The 17,887-nt window shown below is 41.0% G+C and carries 21 protein-coding genes; 6 read left to right on the plus strand and 15 right to left on the minus strand.

Going from position 1 to position 17,887, the window contains the following annotated elements; genetic code table 11:
* Positions 1 to 81: 81 nt before the first annotated feature.
* Positions 82 to 270 (minus strand): hypothetical protein, encoded by a 189-nt coding sequence (locus ABC374_RS22810; protein ID WP_350300398.1) that lies wholly within the window; start codon positions 268 to 270, stop codon positions 82 to 84.
* A 91-nt stretch (positions 271 to 361) separates the two neighbouring features.
* Complete coding sequence (nagZ, locus tag ABC374_RS22815; protein WP_413019853.1) at positions 362 to 1,600, minus strand: beta-N-acetylhexosaminidase; 1,239 nt, start codon at positions 1,598 to 1,600, stop codon at positions 362 to 364.
* Positions 1,601 to 1,782: 182 nt separating this feature from the next.
* Between nagZ and ABC374_RS22820 the strand changes: the two genes are divergently transcribed.
* The gene (locus tag ABC374_RS22820) at positions 1,783 to 2,136 is read left to right on the plus strand and encodes a hypothetical protein (RefSeq protein WP_413019854.1); all 354 of its coding nucleotides are present in this window, start codon (positions 1,783 to 1,785) and stop codon (positions 2,134 to 2,136) included.
* A 64-nt stretch (positions 2,137 to 2,200) separates the two neighbouring features.
* Here the strand turns inward: ABC374_RS22820 and ABC374_RS22825 are convergent, their stop codons facing one another.
* Positions 2,201 to 2,983: a TrmB family transcriptional regulator gene (locus ABC374_RS22825; protein ID WP_350300401.1), complete on the minus strand. Its 783-nt coding sequence runs from the start codon at positions 2,981 to 2,983 to the stop codon at positions 2,201 to 2,203.
* Between the two features lie 212 nt (positions 2,984 to 3,195).
* Here ABC374_RS22825 and ABC374_RS22830 point away from each other — a divergent pair, with 212 nt between their 5' ends.
* Together ABC374_RS22830 and ABC374_RS22835 are read left to right on the plus strand one after the other, a co-directional pair.
* On the plus strand, positions 3,196 to 3,966 hold the full coding sequence (locus ABC374_RS22830; protein ID WP_034310419.1) for a sulfite exporter TauE/SafE family protein: 771 nt from the start codon (positions 3,196 to 3,198) through the stop codon (positions 3,964 to 3,966).
* A gap of 107 nt (positions 3,967 to 4,073) precedes the next feature.
* Entirely contained in the window at positions 4,074 to 5,012 is a 939-nt protein-coding gene (locus tag ABC374_RS22835; protein WP_413019855.1) for an oxidoreductase, read from the plus strand.
* Between the two features lie 70 nt (positions 5,013 to 5,082).
* Here the strand turns inward: ABC374_RS22835 and ABC374_RS22840 are convergent, their stop codons facing one another.
* Positions 5,083 to 5,523: a peptidylprolyl isomerase gene (locus ABC374_RS22840; protein ID WP_095679904.1), complete on the minus strand. Its 441-nt coding sequence runs from the start codon at positions 5,521 to 5,523 to the stop codon at positions 5,083 to 5,085.
* Between the two features lie 162 nt (positions 5,524 to 5,685).
* Here ABC374_RS22840 and ABC374_RS22845 point away from each other — a divergent pair, with 162 nt between their 5' ends.
* Positions 5,686 to 6,678, plus strand: a complete 993-nt coding sequence (locus ABC374_RS22845; RefSeq protein ID WP_413019856.1) for an NADPH:quinone oxidoreductase family protein — start codon at positions 5,686 to 5,688, stop codon at positions 6,676 to 6,678.
* 30 nt (positions 6,679 to 6,708) lie between these two features.
* Here the strand turns inward: ABC374_RS22845 and ABC374_RS22850 are convergent, their stop codons facing one another.
* From ABC374_RS22850 to ABC374_RS22860, 3 genes are all read right to left on the minus strand, one after another.
* The gene (locus ABC374_RS22850; RefSeq protein WP_413019857.1) at positions 6,709 to 8,169 is read right to left on the minus strand and encodes a PAS domain-containing sensor histidine kinase; all 1,461 of its coding nucleotides are present in this window, start codon (positions 8,167 to 8,169) and stop codon (positions 6,709 to 6,711) included.
* A 147-nt stretch (positions 8,170 to 8,316) separates the two neighbouring features.
* A complete protein-coding gene (locus tag ABC374_RS22855; protein WP_137020264.1) occupies positions 8,317 to 8,745 on the minus strand; it encodes a cell wall hydrolase in 429 nt (142 codons plus the stop codon).
* A gap of 384 nt (positions 8,746 to 9,129) precedes the next feature.
* Positions 9,130 to 9,399: a DUF1292 domain-containing protein gene (locus tag ABC374_RS22860; protein ID WP_137020263.1), complete on the minus strand. Its 270-nt coding sequence runs from the start codon at positions 9,397 to 9,399 to the stop codon at positions 9,130 to 9,132.
* Positions 9,400 to 9,719: 320 nt separating this feature from the next.
* Here ABC374_RS22860 and ABC374_RS22865 point away from each other — a divergent pair, with 320 nt between their 5' ends.
* Both ABC374_RS22865 and ABC374_RS22870 read left to right on the plus strand, forming a co-directional pair.
* The gene (locus tag ABC374_RS22865) at positions 9,720 to 10,106 is read left to right on the plus strand and encodes a VOC family protein (protein ID WP_413019858.1); all 387 of its coding nucleotides are present in this window, start codon (positions 9,720 to 9,722) and stop codon (positions 10,104 to 10,106) included.
* Positions 10,107 to 10,280: 174 nt separating this feature from the next.
* Entirely contained in the window at positions 10,281 to 11,924 is a 1,644-nt protein-coding gene (locus ABC374_RS22870; RefSeq protein WP_413020428.1) for an alkaline phosphatase, read from the plus strand.
* 811 nt (positions 11,925 to 12,735) lie between these two features.
* On the opposite strand, the gene rpsN is transcribed toward ABC374_RS22870, so the two are convergent.
* The 8 genes from rpsN to ABC374_RS22910 form a co-directional block, all read right to left on the minus strand.
* Positions 12,736 to 13,005: a 30S ribosomal protein S14 gene (gene rpsN / locus ABC374_RS22875; protein WP_350300407.1), complete on the minus strand. Its 270-nt coding sequence runs from the start codon at positions 13,003 to 13,005 to the stop codon at positions 12,736 to 12,738.
* A 39-nt stretch (positions 13,006 to 13,044) separates the two neighbouring features.
* Positions 13,045 to 14,214 carry a SidA/IucD/PvdA family monooxygenase gene (locus tag ABC374_RS22880; protein ID WP_413019859.1) on the minus strand — a complete coding sequence of 390 codons (1,170 nt, stop codon included), beginning with the start codon at positions 14,212 to 14,214 and terminating at the stop codon, positions 13,045 to 13,047.
* A gap of 65 nt (positions 14,215 to 14,279) precedes the next feature.
* Positions 14,280 to 14,429 (minus strand): 50S ribosomal protein L33, encoded by a 150-nt coding sequence (gene rpmG / locus ABC374_RS22885; protein WP_034310390.1) that lies wholly within the window; start codon positions 14,427 to 14,429, stop codon positions 14,280 to 14,282.
* Between the two features lie 22 nt (positions 14,430 to 14,451).
* On the minus strand, positions 14,452 to 15,645 hold the full coding sequence (locus ABC374_RS22890) for a GTP-binding protein (RefSeq protein ID WP_413019860.1): 1,194 nt from the start codon (positions 15,643 to 15,645) through the stop codon (positions 14,452 to 14,454).
* 420 nt (positions 15,646 to 16,065) lie between these two features.
* Positions 16,066 to 16,236 (minus strand): hypothetical protein, encoded by a 171-nt coding sequence (locus ABC374_RS22895; protein WP_156500230.1) that lies wholly within the window; start codon positions 16,234 to 16,236, stop codon positions 16,066 to 16,068.
* Positions 16,237 to 16,390: 154 nt separating this feature from the next.
* Positions 16,391 to 16,771, minus strand: coding sequence for a nucleotide excision repair endonuclease (locus tag ABC374_RS22900; RefSeq protein ID WP_170946990.1), 381 nt, complete (start codon positions 16,769 to 16,771; stop codon positions 16,391 to 16,393).
* Between the two features lie 206 nt (positions 16,772 to 16,977).
* Entirely contained in the window at positions 16,978 to 17,130 is a 153-nt protein-coding gene (locus tag ABC374_RS22905) for a YpzG family protein (protein WP_072272311.1), read from the minus strand.
* A gap of 103 nt (positions 17,131 to 17,233) precedes the next feature.
* Positions 17,234 to 17,881, minus strand: a complete 648-nt coding sequence (locus ABC374_RS22910; RefSeq protein WP_413019861.1) for a DUF4352 domain-containing protein — start codon at positions 17,879 to 17,881, stop codon at positions 17,234 to 17,236.
* Positions 17,882 to 17,887: the final 6 nt, after the last annotated feature.

Raw genomic sequence — 17,887 nt, forward strand, 5'->3', positions numbered from 1 at the left:
ATTCACTGCTGGATTTTACTAAAAGGATATAAGCAATAAAAAAAAGCCCCATTAAGAATAACTTAATGGGGTCATTTCACCTTAACGTACGGATGGGTTACTTGATTTCGTTTTGGTTATTGATTGGAATTGGTTCTTGACCTTATCAATGGTTTCGGGTGTGGCTAGGGATCTTATTTGACTCATGGTTTTTTCACGGGTTTTCTTATTGCGCATTAAAAATGCGGCTGCTCCTATCAGGACGGTTCCAAGCATTTTGTTTGATGGCATGTTAGTTTCCTCCTTCAAGTTAGTCCTATATAGTATTCCCTCTATCAGCCGATTTAAACAAAAGCATCCTTTTGAGAGAGCGGTTTCGCTTTTATTCATCCTCGCTCAGGCTTTCGATAAACTTTATGCTTTCGGGATTTTTCACGACTTTTTCCGCTTGATCCGGGTCAGCTTTCGTTTGCTTCATATTGTAAAGTTTATATGTCAGCACTCTTTTCACTGACTCGTCAATTCTATCCATTGGAACTTCCCCTGCTTTTACTGCTTGCAGTAATCCGTTATATACCTCAAGCTCATGGGAATATTCATGACAGACAAGTAATAAATCAACTCCTGCAAGGATTGCCTGCTTCCCCATCTCTTCATAGGAGAAATACTTGTTCACAGCACCCATTTCCAAATCGTCGGTAACGACAAGTCCTTCATATTTGAGTTTCCCCCGAAGCAGGTCTTCGATGATGATTTTAGAAAGGCTTGCTGGTTTTTCTTTATCATAGGCTGGATATTTAATGTGGGTCACCATCACGAAAAACTTTTGGTTATCCAGTTCACTTATGATTTGCTTGAAAGGATAAATATCCGAATTTTCCAGATCAAGTTGGTTTGCCTCCACGGAAGATGTTTCGACATGCGGATCGATTTCGCTGCGTCCGTTTCCAGGAAAGTGCTTCAGTGCACCAGTTATCGATACATCGTTCAATCCTTGAATGGCTTTCTTTCCGTATTGATACACCTTTTCCGGATCTTGCCCAAATGAACGCTTGTCCGTTTTCGATAGATCAAGTACAGGGGCGAAATTAATGTTAATCCCCATGGAGCCCAGTTCTGTCCCATTCAATTTGGCCACTTTGTACATGTCTTCAACAGAGGCATTTTTTCCAATCTCCTGTTGTGCAGGGAGGGGCGATACCCGTTCCTTCATCCTGATGATGTCCCCGCCTTCCTGATCGATGGCCACCATCAACGGAAGCGAATGGGTACTTTGATCGGCCATTTGCTGAAGCGAATTCGATAACCTGGCCACTTGTTTAGGGGATTTCATATTACGGTCAAAATAAATGACGCCCCCTATATGTTTTTGTTCGATAAGCTCCGTAATTTCACTGCTCTTTTCGGTTCCCTTGAAACCGACCATCATAAGCTGTCCGATTTTTTCTTCAAGCGTCATTTTTTTCAGCAATTTTTCTATACTCTCATGATTATCCGCACCGGCTTCTTTCCCTTTTTCCGCTCTGGAATCCACATCCATATTCAACTGAATGGACACCACTGTAAAAGCGAGAATTGCGATGAGGAAAAGGCCCCAATATATATTTTTTTTATTCTTCATGCTTTGACCTTCATTGACATTTTCTCTGTCCTTCCTTGATAGCCCTTTTATTGATTTCGCTGCACACTTCTTAATCATGTTCATAAAGTGACAATTCTATATCATCATTGCGGATTTTTTTGAATAAAGCATTAGCCGCGTACCATACTACAAACATAGCCTAATTAAAAGGAGATGCCCCCATGAACGGAATCTTTAAGAATATTGCCGTCACCTTCAGTCATGCAGTCGATTATGCAAAAGAAAAAATAACTGCCATTACAGGAACAACTTCTGTTACGATAGTGGAATTGAGTGAGCACATCATCAATCAGCCTGAAACAAAACTAATCAGGAAAACCCTTTTAGGTATACCTTTTTCTTTTTATCATTTACAAAAAGAAGACGTTACGTACTATTTGGAAATGAAAAGCACACAGGTTCTCCAGTTGGATGTTCAAGCGCACAATCATACAATTGTGTCTTACAGGTCTTATCGAGATAAATCAAGCTTGCCCACGGCCATTAGATTTCCTAAAACCCTTTTATCCGAATGACTTCGGTACAAAAATAAAAAAGCTGATATCCCCTGCATATGGGGTTATCAGCTTTTTTTTAATCTTATAGGGAGAAAAAACGGTCTCTTTCACTTGAAATCCATTTCTCTGCATCTTCTTCATCCTTTTTAACCAAGCGGTTAACGAGGATATCATGCCAAATGTAATTTTCGAGAAAATTGATATGAATGGGATCATCTGTGTAAAACGCCGTTTCCCTCGTTTCGGGAGAAGGGCCGTAAATCGTCTCCTTGCCATCGATGGATAAGATGAACCATTTGTTTTCTCCGATATTTTCCACATAGCTTGTTTTGCGATGTATATCTATCCCTGATAATGGGTTTTCAACCTGAAATGCAATCCCCTTGAGAGTGCAATGCCCAGCGACCCCTTTTAGCTCTTGTTCAAGTTTGCCATACATCTCGTCCCATAAGGAAACCACCACCCTTTTCTCGGCTTTGTGAATCAAAGTACGGCAGAAGGATAGGATGTGCCCTTCACCCTTAAGCGTCATTACACGATTGTCAGACATCGGTTCGATTTTCTCGAATTGCTTTAGTGTATGGCTTATGGATTGATAGGTATTGTTCCATTTTGATTGAACCGATTCCAAAAAAACATCGACTGGCAGCGGTGAATATTGTATCGAGTCATTGATTTCCTCTTTTAAGACGATTCCTTCTTCTTGCAGTCCATTTAATATTTCATAGATGCGGGCCCTTGGAATTCCTGATTCCTTGCTTACTTGATAGGCACTGGTTGGGCCTTGGCGAACCAAAGAAACATAAGCCTTTGCTTCATATTGACTAAACCCGAGAGACTGTAGTTTTTGAATGATATCTTGCATAGTACCTCCTAGTGCTTTTAGTAAGTTATATGCCTATCATACCAAATGTCTTATCGAAATCTATTCGATATCAGTTGGAATGACTCATAATATTCTTATTTACAGAGCGGCTTCAATTAGTTACTATCTAAATAGTGACTAACAAAAATGGTTTATGGCTTCAGCAAAACAAGCATTTCAGCCATAATGCCATTGATACGGAGGCTTCTTGGATGGAAGATATACAAATTTCAACACTTTTGCTGCTGATGTTTTTCGGATTTTTGGCAGCATTCATTGATTCCGTGGTCGGCGGCGGCGGCCTGATTTCGATACCCGCTTTATTATTTTCAGGACTTTCCCCGTCAGCAGCGATCGCTACAAATAAGTTAGCAAGTTCCATGGGGTCTTTAACAAGCACCATTGCCTTCATTCGCTCAGGTAAGGTTGATTTTAAATTGGTTTCAAAACTTTTCCCATTGATTTTCATAGGTTCCCTGCTAGGGGCTTGGGTTGTCAATTTCGTCTCGCCTGAATTATTAAAGCCAATGATCTTGGTTCTATTAATAGCTATTGCCATTTATACCTTTTTTAAAAAGGACTGGGGCCAGAAATCGACTTACCATACACTCACATGGCAAAAGGCTGCACTATTTGCGTTCGCTATATTTGCCATTGGTTTTTATGATGGCTTTTTGGGCGCTGGAACGGGATCCTTCATTTTGTTTGCCTTTTTAATGATTGGATTTGATTTTTTGCACTCTGCAGGGAATGCAAAATTTTTGAACTTCGGAAGTAATTTGGCGGCACTGATCATGTTCATATTCCTTGATACCGTCAACTTTTCCTATGGAATACCAATGGGGATCTCCATGATAGCAGGAGCGTTGGCCGGTTCTAAATTTGCCATTAAGAAAGGAGTGGCATATGTAAGAGTATTATTTATCATCGTAACCGTCATTCTGATCGTGAAAAATATAATGGATTACTTAATGGGCGGCTAATCTTTTAAAAAAATAGACGACAGAACACTGTTCCCCACACAGAATGTGACATATAGGAATTATTTGGGTATATGATAGGTAAAGACTGTGTGGAAAGGTGTGATTGGATGATTGAAAAGTGGAATGGCGAAGAAATGGCAGATGTATCGGGGCAAACCATTGTGATTACTGGTGCAAATAGTGGGCTTGGCTTCGAAACGGCTTTTGCACTGGCCGGTAAGGGGGCAGAGATCATCCTTGCGGTCCGGAATGCTTCAAAGGGTGAAAAGGCGGTCGATAGAATCTTATCGGTCCATCCAAAGGCAAATGTACGTGTAATGGAGCTGGATTTAAGTGATTTGAGCAGCATTCGGCATTTTGCCGATTCCTTTCAGGAAAACTATGAATCTCTCTCCGTCCTCATCAATAACGCAGGTGTGATGATTCCGCCCTACAGTAGGACGAAGGATGGCTTCGAGCTGCAATTCGGCAGCAATCACCTCGGTCATTTTGCTTTGACAGGCCTCCTTCTTCCGCGTATCCTTTCTACGCCAAACTCGCGTGTGGTCACATTGAGCAGCTTGGCCGCCATCAATGGATATATAGACTTCGAAAATCTAAATGGTGAAAACGGTTATAAACCAATGAAATACTATGGGCAAAGCAAGCTGGCCAATCTACTCTTCGCCCGCGAATTACAGAATAAATTCAACCAGCATGGTGCAACCCCGATCAGTGTTGCCTGTCATCCGGGCCTTTCCCATACTAATCTCATGTCACGCGGTTCTGGCAAACCCATAAATAAATTCGTGCACTTTCTTTCCAAAACCATCACCCAGCCGGCAAGTATGGGAGCATTGCCTACCCTTTATGCCGCAACGGAACCTGCATTGACAGGCGGGGAGTATATCGGACCCGATGGAAAGAAGAGCAGAAAAGGCTTTCCCAGAAAAGACGAGATCATCGATACCTTATATAATGAAGAAACGTCGAAAAGATTATGGGATATTTCAGAAACCTTGACAGAGGTCAAATATCGTTTCACTGAAAGCACGATGCCAAAATGACTTTATATATTTTCGCTCATGAACAGCGCAAAAAAAAGAGGGAGCATGATGCCCCCTCTTTTCGCTTTCATCATTCAGCGTCAAAAACTTCGACTTTTTCCATTTTGTCGCCATTTTTCATAGCTTTGGCTGTTTCAAGTCCAGATGTCACTTTACCGAATACTGTGTGAACACCGTTAAGATGCGGTTGTGGTTCATGCACGATAAAGAATTGGCTTGAGCCTGTGTCTTTTCCAGCATGTGCCATAGATAGGCTACCTGCCTCATGTTTATGAGGGTTTCCTTCTGTTTCACATTTGATTTGTGTGCCGCTTCCGCCTGCACCTGTACCTGTTGGATCTCCGCCTTGGCTTACGAAACCAGGGATTACACGGTGAAAGACTACCCCATTATAAAATCCTGTGTTTGCCAAGTTTTCGAAGTTAGCCACTGTGTTCGGTGCTTCGTTCGGGAAAAGGTCGAATTCGATTTTTTCCCCATTTGCCATAAGTATGTATCCTTTTTTAGCCATGTAAAACATCTCCTTTAATATGAACTGAATCAAATCTAATAGTACCATTTTTAGAAGCAGAAAGAAAAGCAAGCGCTACTTATTTCGAATTGTATCATTATACATTCCTCTATTTTTTATTTTATAATGGGGTAGATTCATTATTATAAGGGGGAACGAACCATGATACAGAAATTTGATGCATTAGTCGTGAACAAGCAAGATGATCAATTCACCGTTAACATTCAGCAACTTTCACTTGATGATCTACCTCAAGGCGAAGTGCTCATCCGTGTTCATTATTCCGGTGTGAACTATAAAGATAGCCTTGCAGCCATTCCGAATGGTAACATCGTCAGCAGCTATCCGATCGTTCCGGGCATTGATTTGGCTGGTGTTGTCGTTTCATCTGAGGATTCTCGCTTTAAAGAAGGAGACGAAGTCATTGCGACCTCCTACGGGATTGGCGTTTCCCAATCAGGAGGCTATAGTCAGTTTGCCCGTGTTCCTGCAGAGTGGATCGTCCCGCTACCTGATGGCCTTACAATGAAAGAGGCGATGATCATCGGAACGGCCGGTTTCACTGCAGCACTATCGGTTCTGCGATTGGAAGAAAATAACCTCACCCCTGAGCAAGGGAGCGTTCTCGTCACTGGTGCAACTGGCGGGGTCGGCAGTTTCGCTGTCTCGATCCTTTCCAAACTTGGCTATTCCGTTGAGGCGAGTACAGGAAAAGAATCGGAACATGGATACTTGAAGAAAATCGGTGCGGCGACCATTGTATCGCGAGAAGAGGTATATGATGGCAAGCTGCGGGCACTGGGCAAGCAGAAGTGGAGCGGGGCGGTAGATCCCGTCGGCGGTGAACCGTTAGCATCGGTCCTTAGCCAAATCAAGTATGGCGGGGCTGTGGCGGTCAGTGGATTGACAGCTGGTACAAGCCTTCCTGCCACCGTCTTTCCTTTCATCCTAAGAGGGGTTAATCTACTTGGGATCGATTCGGTCAATTGCCCGATGGATACAAGATTGAAAGTTTGGCATCGGCTTGCCACCGACTTTAAACTAGAGCATTTGGAACAGCTCGTTCAACAGGAAATTACACTTGAAGAATTGCCTGACGTCCTTCCTACCCTATTAAAAGGGGAAGCAAGAGGCAGAACGATCGTTAAACTATAAACCAAAAAGTGACGAGAGCATGGCTTCTCGTCACTTTTCATTGATAGGGAGACTGATATCTACAATCGTCCCTTCTCCCACTTCGCTGCTGAAATGAATTTCCCCATTATGCTCATGGATGATTTTAGTGCTGACCATGAGCCCAAACCCTGTTCCTTTTTCAGATGTGCTATAAAAAGGCTGGCCTAGATGCTTCATACGCTCATTTGTGATTCCGCAGCCTTGATCAATGAACCGGATCACTGCAGAGTCACCTTCATGGTTTAACTGTATATGAAGTTTGCCGCCATTGGGCATGGCTTCTATAGCATTATTGACGACATTCGTGAATACTTGTTTTAACTGATTCGGTTCGCCAAAGACAGATGCCGAATCCGTATTATATTCCTTGATGATTTCGACATCATTCAATATCGCTTGAAACTCAGCTAACGTAATCACACTATCCAAAATATCGTTAAGCTGAATGAATTCACAAACCTTCGCTTCAGGCTCTGCCAAACTTAAAAACTCATTGGCCAGGTTTTCGATTTTTTCTACTTCACTGACCATCATTTCAAGATAGTCCTTTTGCTCAGGGTCTTCCCTTAATAATTGTAAAAATCCTTTGACCGTAGTTAATGGATTTCTTATTTCATGAGCGATGCCCGCAGCCATCTGTCCTACCGCCGATAACATATTGGATTTACAGAGCAGCTCTTCGGTCTTTTTACGCTCCGTAATATCCCTGCAAAATACCTGTATGGCCGGTTGACCTTTATATATAATCGGAAGACCGAGTGTTTCTCCATAAAATACTTGTCCGTCAAGTCGAATGAACTTTTGTTCCAGTAAACCAACCGCCTGATGATCGTCCCTCATGATCTCGATTCTTTTTTGTACACTTTCCCGGGACTCCAGGTGAACGAACTGAAAAACCGATTTACCGATAATATCTTCCACACTATCCATCCCAAGCATTTTTGCCCCCATGGGATTCATATACTCTATTATCCCATTGCGATGTACAAAAATCGCTTCAGGTGACACCTCAACTAAACTGCGATACCTTTGCTCACTTTCCTTCAAGGCAGCTTCAGCAAGTTTTTGATTCGTGATGTCCCGATAAACGAAAACGAGTGCACACGGCTCATTTTCATCATTACGGATATTGAACAGGGAAATGCTTACATCGATTAACTGGCCATCCTTCCTTAACCTGACCGTTTCAAAGCCTTTCCTTTGTACCCCTGCCTTAATCTGGTCATGCAATTCATTGACTGACTCCTTCAAGAAATCAGGAATAATTGGAAACGGCATGCCTATGAGCTCATCATTCGTCCAACCGAAAAACTCTTCAAAAGCTGCATTCACTTGAAGGGTCTTTCCTTCCAGATCAACAATGGAAATGGCGTCCGGGTTGTTCTCCATGAAAGACTTAAATTTCTCGGTATTATCCTCCGGCTGTTCCCCCATTTGCCCTTGTCCATAATTAATAAGCCTTTTACTCATCAATTTTTTTATTCCTTTCTTATCCGGAAATTTACAGTCTCAATTTTACAGTATCAGTAAATCATTTGCCAGTTTTATCATATGATTTTTCCAAGTTAAGGATTGATGCACAAAGAGGCCAAACCCCCATAAGGTTCAGCCTCTTTCTTAAAATGTATTATAAATATTTGGACATTCTGTACCTGTTGGTTCATAAAAGCAATGAAGCTTGAAACGTCCAACCAGGGGCTGATTATACCAGGTTGCCGGACAATCTCCCGGTGGCCTGAAGTACCATAGGCTAAATTTCGAGGGCCATATCCTTTCACCATTTACACTGCGGCGTGCAAGTCTTTTTTCCCTGTCCCTTGCCCGCTGATAAAAATACCCCTTCTGTACAGCTTCAAAGGCATGCTCCTGATAAATCATGTCTGGAATCGTCCTCAGCCCTTTGAAATCGGAACAATTCGACCTAATCCGATTGATCCCCACATTACCGATCATCAACATGCCCTGATCACCTTCGCCCTCGCCTTCCGCCCTAAGCAATCTTGCCAATAATGCTATATCGGCATCAGTGTGCTTTACAACGGCCATTCCATCACCTCCACTTTTTTTATCCTATGCCTCAGGGATGGAAAAATACTCCGTTTATTAACAAAATCTTCATATGGAATACACGTCCTATCAATAATACAACCCTATACTTAAGTAAGGCTGGATAGCACGCGTGGCTATCATGGTATTTGGCGAAGGCGGGGCCAATACTTTCTTTATACATATAAAAAAGGCGGCACATATTGTGCCTCTCGGACTGTAGACAAACTTGATGAAAGTCGAGTTTATCTACAGTTTTTTAAGGGTTTGTACTATTTGCCTTCAGGCATTCGCTTAACTCAAAAAGGTTTCGGAATGGTGTCATTCCGAAACCTTTTTGTCTGCAAACTGAGGCCTCACACAATGTGCCGTCTTTTTAACTTGTCATTCTTTAGCTTCAAATGCCGCTTCAAACGCCAATGATACCTTTTCGAACTCTTCATCCGATTCGATATCGAGCAGTTCACCTTCGCCTTCGACCCTGAAAAAGAAAATATCGATATCTTCATCTGTATCCTCTTCAATATCTTCAAGCAAACCTACTGCAACATATTCCGTTCCTTCTACATCCAATGAACCTAAAACCTCAACTTCATGGCCTTCATCACTGTCATCAGTAAGGGTGAAAATTTCACCTTCACGAATTTTTCCCATACTACCTCTCCTCTCATATCCATTAATAATGGAGTTGTTTCCATAGTATATCTACTATTCCATTTAGAAACAAATTTTTGCCCTGGAAAATGTTAAATTCATTCTTACATTAAAAGAATCAATCAATAGATATTATGGAAGAAAAGTATTATCCCGAAAGCCATTCGTCATTTTTCATTATTTACCAATACTTTCCCTTTATTAACATCATTTAAAAAATTATCTAAAAACGGTTATAAAAATGTAATTTAATTCCGAATAATCTTATATATACTAATATTAGCAAATTGAATCTGGACTTAATGAAGGAGGAAGATTTCTTGGCTGTGAAGAGGGTCGATCACGTTGGCGTTGTTGTAAAAGATCTTGAAAAATCCATCGCCTTTTATCAAAATGTTCTGGATTTAAAATTAAAAGCACGCATGACTCATACTAATGGGGTAATCGAACTGGCATTCCTGGGTTACGAAGAGTCGGACGAAACAGAAATAGAATTGATTCAGGGATATAGCGACACACTGCCATCCGAAGCAACGATCCACCATTTTGCCATTACCGTGGATGATATCGAAGAAGAATATGCCCGGATCAAAAGCTTGGATGACACCGAGCTGATTGATGAAGAGATCGTCACCCTTCCAAATGGTTATCGCTATTTCTACGTATATGGACCGGAAAAAGAGTGGATTGAATTTTTCCAAAGGTAAAAAGCATACTAAAAAAGCAGAGTCTTAAAGACTTCTGCTTTTTTAACGCTTCTTCAATATTTTAGCAAAATTTACAGATAAAAAACCTTTCTTTACTTAACTGAAGTAATTTCTTAATATACTGCATTTATCCTAAAAGTAATAATATTTTTGGAGGTATGCATTTTGGGGAAAATGAGCAAAAAGGTAGCAGGAATTACGTTAGCGGGAGCGGTAGCCATTTCATCACTGGGTATTTCAACAATGAAGGAAGATGTTCAGGCAAAAAACAAGAAAAAAGAACCAACAAACGTCATCATGATGGTGATGGATGGGACAAGCACAGGAGCCACAACCCTTTCAAGGTGGTATAAAGGCGGTAATCTAGCCATGGATGAAATGCTTTCAGGCGGTATGCGTACATATTCTGCTGAATCGGCCATTACAGACTCAGCTCCTGCAGCAACAGCCCTTGCGACAGGAAATAAATCCAATGATAAATTTGTCGGTGTCCTGCCAGCCATCGTTAATTCTCCAGGGCTGGATCCGGTTAATCCGAAAAATGCCCATAAACCAGTCGCTAACGTTTTGGAGGGTGCGAAACAAGCCGGAAAGGCTACTGGCATCATTTCTACATCTGAAATCCAGCATGCTACACCCGCAGGATTCTCCGCTCACGTGACACATCGAAGCAATTATGGTGATATTGCGGAACAGCAGGTTTATCAGGGGATTGACGTCGTTTTGGGAGGGGGCAAGGAATCCCTTTTACCAGGTAAAACAAAAAATGCAAGAATTGATGGAGAAAACCTTTTGGAAGTGCTCGATGAAGACAAATATGATTTTGTTGAAACCCGTGACGAGCTGTTAAACTCCAAATCGAATAAAATTTGGGGAAGCTTTGCACCAAGTGCCCTGGCATATGATTTAGATCGTAAAACAACAAAGCCAAGTGAACCCACTTTAGCTGAGATGACCAATAAAGCCCTTAAAACCTTGAAAAAAGATAAAGATGGCTTCTTCTTATTTGTCGAAGGAAGCAAGATTGACTGGGCTGCTCACGGAAACGACACGATTGGAATGATTAGTGATACTTTAGCTTTTGATGATGCCGTGAACGAAGCCCTTAAGTTTGCAAAAAATGACGGAAACACGATGGTCATTGCTGTAACGGACCACGGGAACAGCGGAATTACAATGGGTAACGTAAACACGAACTCCTCCTACCCGGAAACACCCGTATCAGCTTATATCGATCCATTAAAGAAAGCGAAGATGACTGTTGAAGGAGCTTTAAGTAAGTTAAAACCAGATCATTCCAATCTAAAAGAAGTTGCAGCACTGTATGGACTGGATGAACTGACTTCTGAAGAAACAGCAAAACTTACCTCTTCTAAAAACGTAGGTGCTGAAATGACAAAGCTGCTTGCTAACCGTGCCAACATTGGCTTTACAACTGGCGGTCATACAGGGGAAGACGTATTCCTGTATTCTTATGGCCCTTCAAAACCGACTGGATTAATGGAGAATACAGACCTCGCTAAAAAAATGGCCGAATTCATGGGCTTTGATTTACAAAAATTATCGAACAAACTCTACATGAATGCTAAAGATTCCTTTGAGAAAAAAGGATATTCAACCCGTATTGATGTGACAGACCCGAATAACCCAATTTTCGTAGCGAAAAAGGGGCAGCAAAAAGTAGAGTTGCCTGCAAATAAGAATATCGTTATCAGCAAGACCCCTAAATCCACTAAACAAAAGGAAATAAATGCCATCACCGTTTACAACGGAAAAGACTTCTATATATCTGAACAAGCATTAAAGGCAGTCAAGTAAGCAACACATCTTTATAATGATGAAGGAGCCCTTGTTTTAACAAGGGCTCCTTCCGTCAATCAACTCTCATCCTCCCTTTTAAATTTCAGTTTGATAAAGATACAGCAGCTTATTTTAATAAAAATAAAAGTAAAGTTGTAAAATCATTACATCAATTAGAAAAGTGGAGATTGATGATGCAAGTGATTTAGCTCAATTAAAACTAAATTAAATTCTTTATTACGAGCAGGAGGAGTACCAAGTACATATTCACATGAAGAGATGAGAAAAAGAAGTAATTGAAAAATTAAAAGAAAATCTCAAAAAATTAGAACAAGAAATAAAACAAAATAAATATTCCTTTTCAAGTTTTGTACATGAAATCTTATATAGTACACGTGATAAATGGAATTTAGAAATAGAAGAAGAAATTAAAAATAATTAAGCATCTAAAAAGGTCCTTATCTAAGATTAGATAAGGACCTTCAGACTGTAGACAAATTAATAAAAGTTCCAGTTGATTTCAGAAATCCGCTCACTTTCCGCGACTGTCTGCCAAGCCGCATCAAAGCAAGCGCCTGCGGGGTCTCGGCTAGCCAGTTATTCGGCCGTTCACGCAGTTTTTCGACCTATCCCGTACTTTATTCGACCTACACTGCACTTTATTCGACCTACATTGCATTTTATTCGACCTACATTGCACCTTATTCGACCGTTCACGAATATTTTCGACCTACACCGCACTTTATTCGGTTCAAGAATCTTTTCGGCCTTCTCCTCACTATTCGGACTCCAAACCCCTTTTTTTATGAATGATTTAGTACTCCCCGCTTCACCAGCTTGACTTTTTGACACCCGGCAGTTGCCCTTTATGAGCAAGTTCCCTAAAAACGATACGTGACATGTTGAATTTGCGCATATATCCACGGGGCCTTCCCGTTACTCCACAACGATTGTGAACCCTTGTCGGCGAAGAGTCACGAGGGAGTTTGGCCAATGCGGCATAATCCCCTTTCTCCTTCAATTCCTTTCTAAGTTTTGCATACTTTTCGACCATTGCCAGCTGTTTTTCAGCTTTAATCACCTTGGATTTTTTCGCCATTTATATTCTCCTTTTTTAAAAATCTTGATTTTATAAAATCTATAAACTATTCACAATTCGTTCCGCTGCCTGTCTTGCTCCCGATATATTCCTCGAAATCGGTCCCATTTCAAGTTCAGCCAATGCACCCGTGACAAATAAACCAGGTCCCCACTGCAACGACTGCGATACAATCGGATAACCACATTCTGCGCAGTGTAAATCATGCGACCGGATGACTGGAGTCAGCCAATCCTTCCCTGGCATTGATGACTTAAAGCCGGTCGCTAAAAGGATCGTCCCTGTAAGTTGAATGACCTTTTCGTATTTATTCCTGAGACCAATATGCCCGTTCCTCCACACAGCGCTTATCACTTCTTCATCCATTACACGTAATAATCCCTGTTTAACCTGATTCATCAGCGCTTTATGTAAGTCAGGTGGTACGGAACCCTTATTACGTGCCTGGATAATGGTCTCGCGTCTTTTTTGATAGCTAGTTATAGCATGGAAAGGACGCTGTTTTTTCGGCCCCAACCAACCAGGATCACTGTCGAAATCATGAATCCTAAATGGATGCCGCTTTAGTAGCGTTACGTCATTGGGATAGATCTTACTCAGCTTCAAAGCGAGATGGACAGAAGATATGCCTCCCCCAATGATCGTGATTGGTCCTTTTAATTGTGTCAGCCCCGGAATATTTTCATCGAATATGTGATAAACGGAACCCTCATGCTCTTGTTTTAATTGCTGTGCCCAATCAGGCCAATAAGGCTGTTCACCAATACCAATTGAAATCACAAGCTTTTGTCCCACAAGCCGTCGCTTGTTTTGCAATTGGATTTCCCAGCCCTGTCCCGTTTTGCAGGCAGAGGTGACTTCCCCTTGCACCCATGCCTTCTTAATGGATAAATCATCAGCCAAGTGAACACAATGTTCATTGAAGGATTGTAGGGACGGCCGCTTATATTGGCCATAAAAGTTATTGTTCCAGTCTGCCTTTTCCACATATTTCTGCAGGCTGAAGGGATTCACATCCAGATGGTGTACGGATGGAGAACGTAAATAAGGCATTGAAATGATTTCCGTACAATGCTTCCATCTTGCCAATGGTTCTTCATTTCTATCAACAATCGCCAGCTGGTCCACTGTCGTTTTTCCTGACTTAAGTAAAAATGCCGCCATCGTCATACCTTGAATGCCTCCGCCAATAATGATCCATTCCAACATGAACTTCCCTCCTTTTATATCCATCCTCTTCATAAAACAAAATCATTACGATTTAAACTTCAAAATTACTTCGTTTCACGGTGAAGCGTGTGTTTCTTTAATCGTGGGCAGTACTTTTTCAATTCGATCCTGTCCGGATTATTCCGCTTGTTTTTCGTTGTGATATAATTGCGGTCCCCTGATTCTGTGCATGCTAACGTAATGTTTACTCTCATTTTTATTTCCTCCTAATGTTTTTTAATGAACGATTTCCGTAAAAGCAGGCAATCGATCTTCATATAAAGACCAATCCTGCTGTAACTCAATTTCCGTCAATAAGCATTGATCTAATTCATTTTCGATTTCCTGTTGATTCATTTGAATGCCAATCATCACCAGCTCCGTCATCCTGTCACCGTATACTGCATTCCACCGTTCCAATAATTCAGGTGCCTCCTTTAAAATTTGGCCCTGTTCTTCCTCAGGGTAAGCTGCAATCCATTTACCGGCTGCTTGTAAAGTTAATGACGGTCCCGCCTGCGAAAGCAAGCCTGCCGTATCATTTCTCGATGCCAGCCAAAGGAAGCCCTTTGCCCTCACCACTTGTACGGGCCAATTTTCTAACCATTCCATCAGCCTCTCGGGATGAAACGGTATTTCCCTTCTGTAAACGAAGGATGAAATCCCGTACTCCAGGGTCTCCGGGATATGCTCTTCATTCAATTCCTTTATCCAGCCCGCCCCTTGGCTTGCCTCTTCAAAATCAAATAAATGTGTATTCAATACATCCTTTAGCGGCACCTTGGAATGATTCGTTTCGATGATCCTCGCATCCGCATTCATTTTATGAAGAACCGCCTTTAATTCCTCAACGGCGTCAGCATCCATTAGATCGATTTTATTTAACAGGATGACATTGGCGAACTCTATCTGATCTATTAGTAGGTCGACCACTTCCCTGCCATCGGCAGCATCAGTTGCCTGCATCCTGTCAATAAGCGTTTCTCCGGAAGTGAAGTCTTGCCAAAAATTATACCCATCAACAACGGTAACCATCGTATCAAGCCGGCAATATTCCGATAAATCAATTCCCATGCTTTCATCAACATAGGAGAAGGTTTGGGCTACAGGTACCGGTTCGCTTATCCCAGTCGATTCAATTACAATGTAATCAATGTCCCCTTGTTTCGCCAATTTCTCCACTTCAATCATCAAATCCTCACGAAGCGTACAGCAAATGCAGCCATTCTGCATTTCCACCAGTTTTTCATCCGTCTGGGTAAACCCTCCCTGTTTGACCAGCGAAGCATCAATATTGATCTCACTCATATCATTAACAATGACGGCAACCTTCAGCTCATCCCGATTTTCAAGAATATGATTCAAGAGCGTCGTCTTTCCCGCACCAAGGTATCCACTCAATACCGTAACCGGAATTTTCTTCATCTCCATCCATACCACTCCTTTACCTGATTTCTTTTCTGTTTGTAAATCAAAATGATTACGATTTAAACACCGAGGCCATCACTCATATAAAAACACTCTCTAATAATAAAACGTAATCATTACTATTTGCAAGTTTTTTTCAAAATTGCCTCCGAAAACTTTTTCTGAACAAATGTAATCACTATTGCTCCGACACCTGCAGCATGTGCAATCACGGATAAATGAAAGGTACTGCATTCTTAATGAAACTAAAAACAAAAATCAAATGGAAGCCCAATCACACATAACATCATGTGTAATGAACCTCCATTGCAGTTTTATCATTCATTGTACTTCCTTATTGCAAGCTGCTGTTCATCAACAACATCTCAATATCCAATACATTTTTCTTTGTTGTAATTCGAAAAAAATTATTGGTTACTGAGCTTATTCCGCCATTTCCCACCCTGAAGATGTTACTGTCTTTTGTTCAAAAGTTTCAATCTCTCTCTGTTTCGCCAGCTTAGAAGCTTGTGACATGGACCACGTTAAATTCCCAAAGGCAATCACTGTCCCGATCGAGATAACTAACACCTTTTTACAAAGTATTTTCTTCAATAGCTTCCTCCTGAGAATGTATTGGAATACTCTAAATATAAACCAACATTGTTAACCTAACATGTAGCTGCTGTAAATGTACGAAATTATTTCTGTACATATATAAACACAAAAAAGCTGAGTGCATATGCAGTCAGCTTTTCATAGGTGTTTCTTATTTATAAAACACTTTGTCGACGTTGTATTTAGCATGAAGCTTATTGATCATGTACGTTTCATAGATTTCACGTTCCATAGCGTCTTCGACTAAAAGAATGTCAATTTTCTTGACTTCATTACGATGCTCTTTAATCGGAGAAACATTATCCTCAAAATGCTTCTTGACCCTTGGTCTTAATTTACGGGCTTTACCGACAAAAATCAGTTCATCATTCTCATTGTAAAACAAGATGATGCCGCCTTTATCACGGGGAATCAAATGAAAATCGATAAACCCGTAAATTTCAGGAATGACAGCTTCGTCTCCTTCTATAACTTGCTTTCTTTGTTTGATGCTTATATCCGCTGCAGGGATTTCAATTTTAATCATTACAATTCACGTCCTCTATTTGTATAAAGTGAAACTTTCAATCGAAATCGAAACTCCAGTTTCACGCCATGCTCATCACTTCAATCTTAAAGGTAAATGGTATCATAATTATCAGTGAAAAGCCATGAATGCCTTGATCGGTTTAGATGATTTTGGATTAAATATAAAGAAGAAGACTCGCTGGGAGCCTCCTTCTTTGTCGGAAATATCCGTTACCACCTGTGAGCCTTTGCATTGCTTCTTAGTATAATGTTTGTTTGTGATTCTTGCGTGTGGCCATTAACTTGAGATTTTGAACGCTTAGGTCTTGTCCAATTATGGTGAAACTTTTGAGAATGTGGATCTAATTGATCTTTATAGCTCATTCTGTGTCACCTCATCATTAGGATTTGGATATTCCGTTCAGTGATAGTAATCCCCATCACTTGTTCTAGTATTTTATTTTTCCAAGCCATTTATACATATTCTTTAAAAAGCGAATTCAGCTGACTTGCCTTTTGCAAGGACTTCCCCTTCTTCATCCACCGCATCACTTGTCATTAGGGATATGCCCAATATGTCTCCATCATTTAGAATGAAACCAATGTTTCCGCTTTTTGAACCGTTTCCTTCTATTTCACCAGTAAGTTCTTCCAAGTAGATCTCATCTTCCCATGTCAGATGTTCTCCTCTGTCCGTTTCGAGGAAAGCAACTGGGGAAAACTTAATTTTTTTATCCGTATTGTTTTTGATTTCCACGTTCACTTTTACGATATCGAAATCTTCATCATGCGTATAGCCGTGGAAGAAATCAATCATGCTGTAATCCGGAGTGGCATGCATCACTTTCATTTCTTTGACTTTAACCTCGATCGGGCCAACATCCAGCGTTTCATTCACTTTTTTATAGGCCTTCAAAGTTAATTCGCCTTTGGCATCGGAAACGTTCTGTCCGATCTGGTTCAAGTTTATATCATCAGGAAGCTGCGGATTCGGAACATAGACATCCTTTTTTTCCAGTGGTCGTGCAATTTCCTCTGTTTTTTCTTTAGCTGTCGTTTCTTCTTCGTAAGCTGGTTGGGTATTAAGAGCACCAAATGCCGTTAATAACAGGGCACCAATCATCAGTCTGTTCATTGAATC

Source organism: Peribacillus phoenicis (assembly GCF_047238085.1).
Taxonomy (GTDB): Bacteria; Bacillota; Bacilli; order Bacillales; family DSM-1321; genus Peribacillus.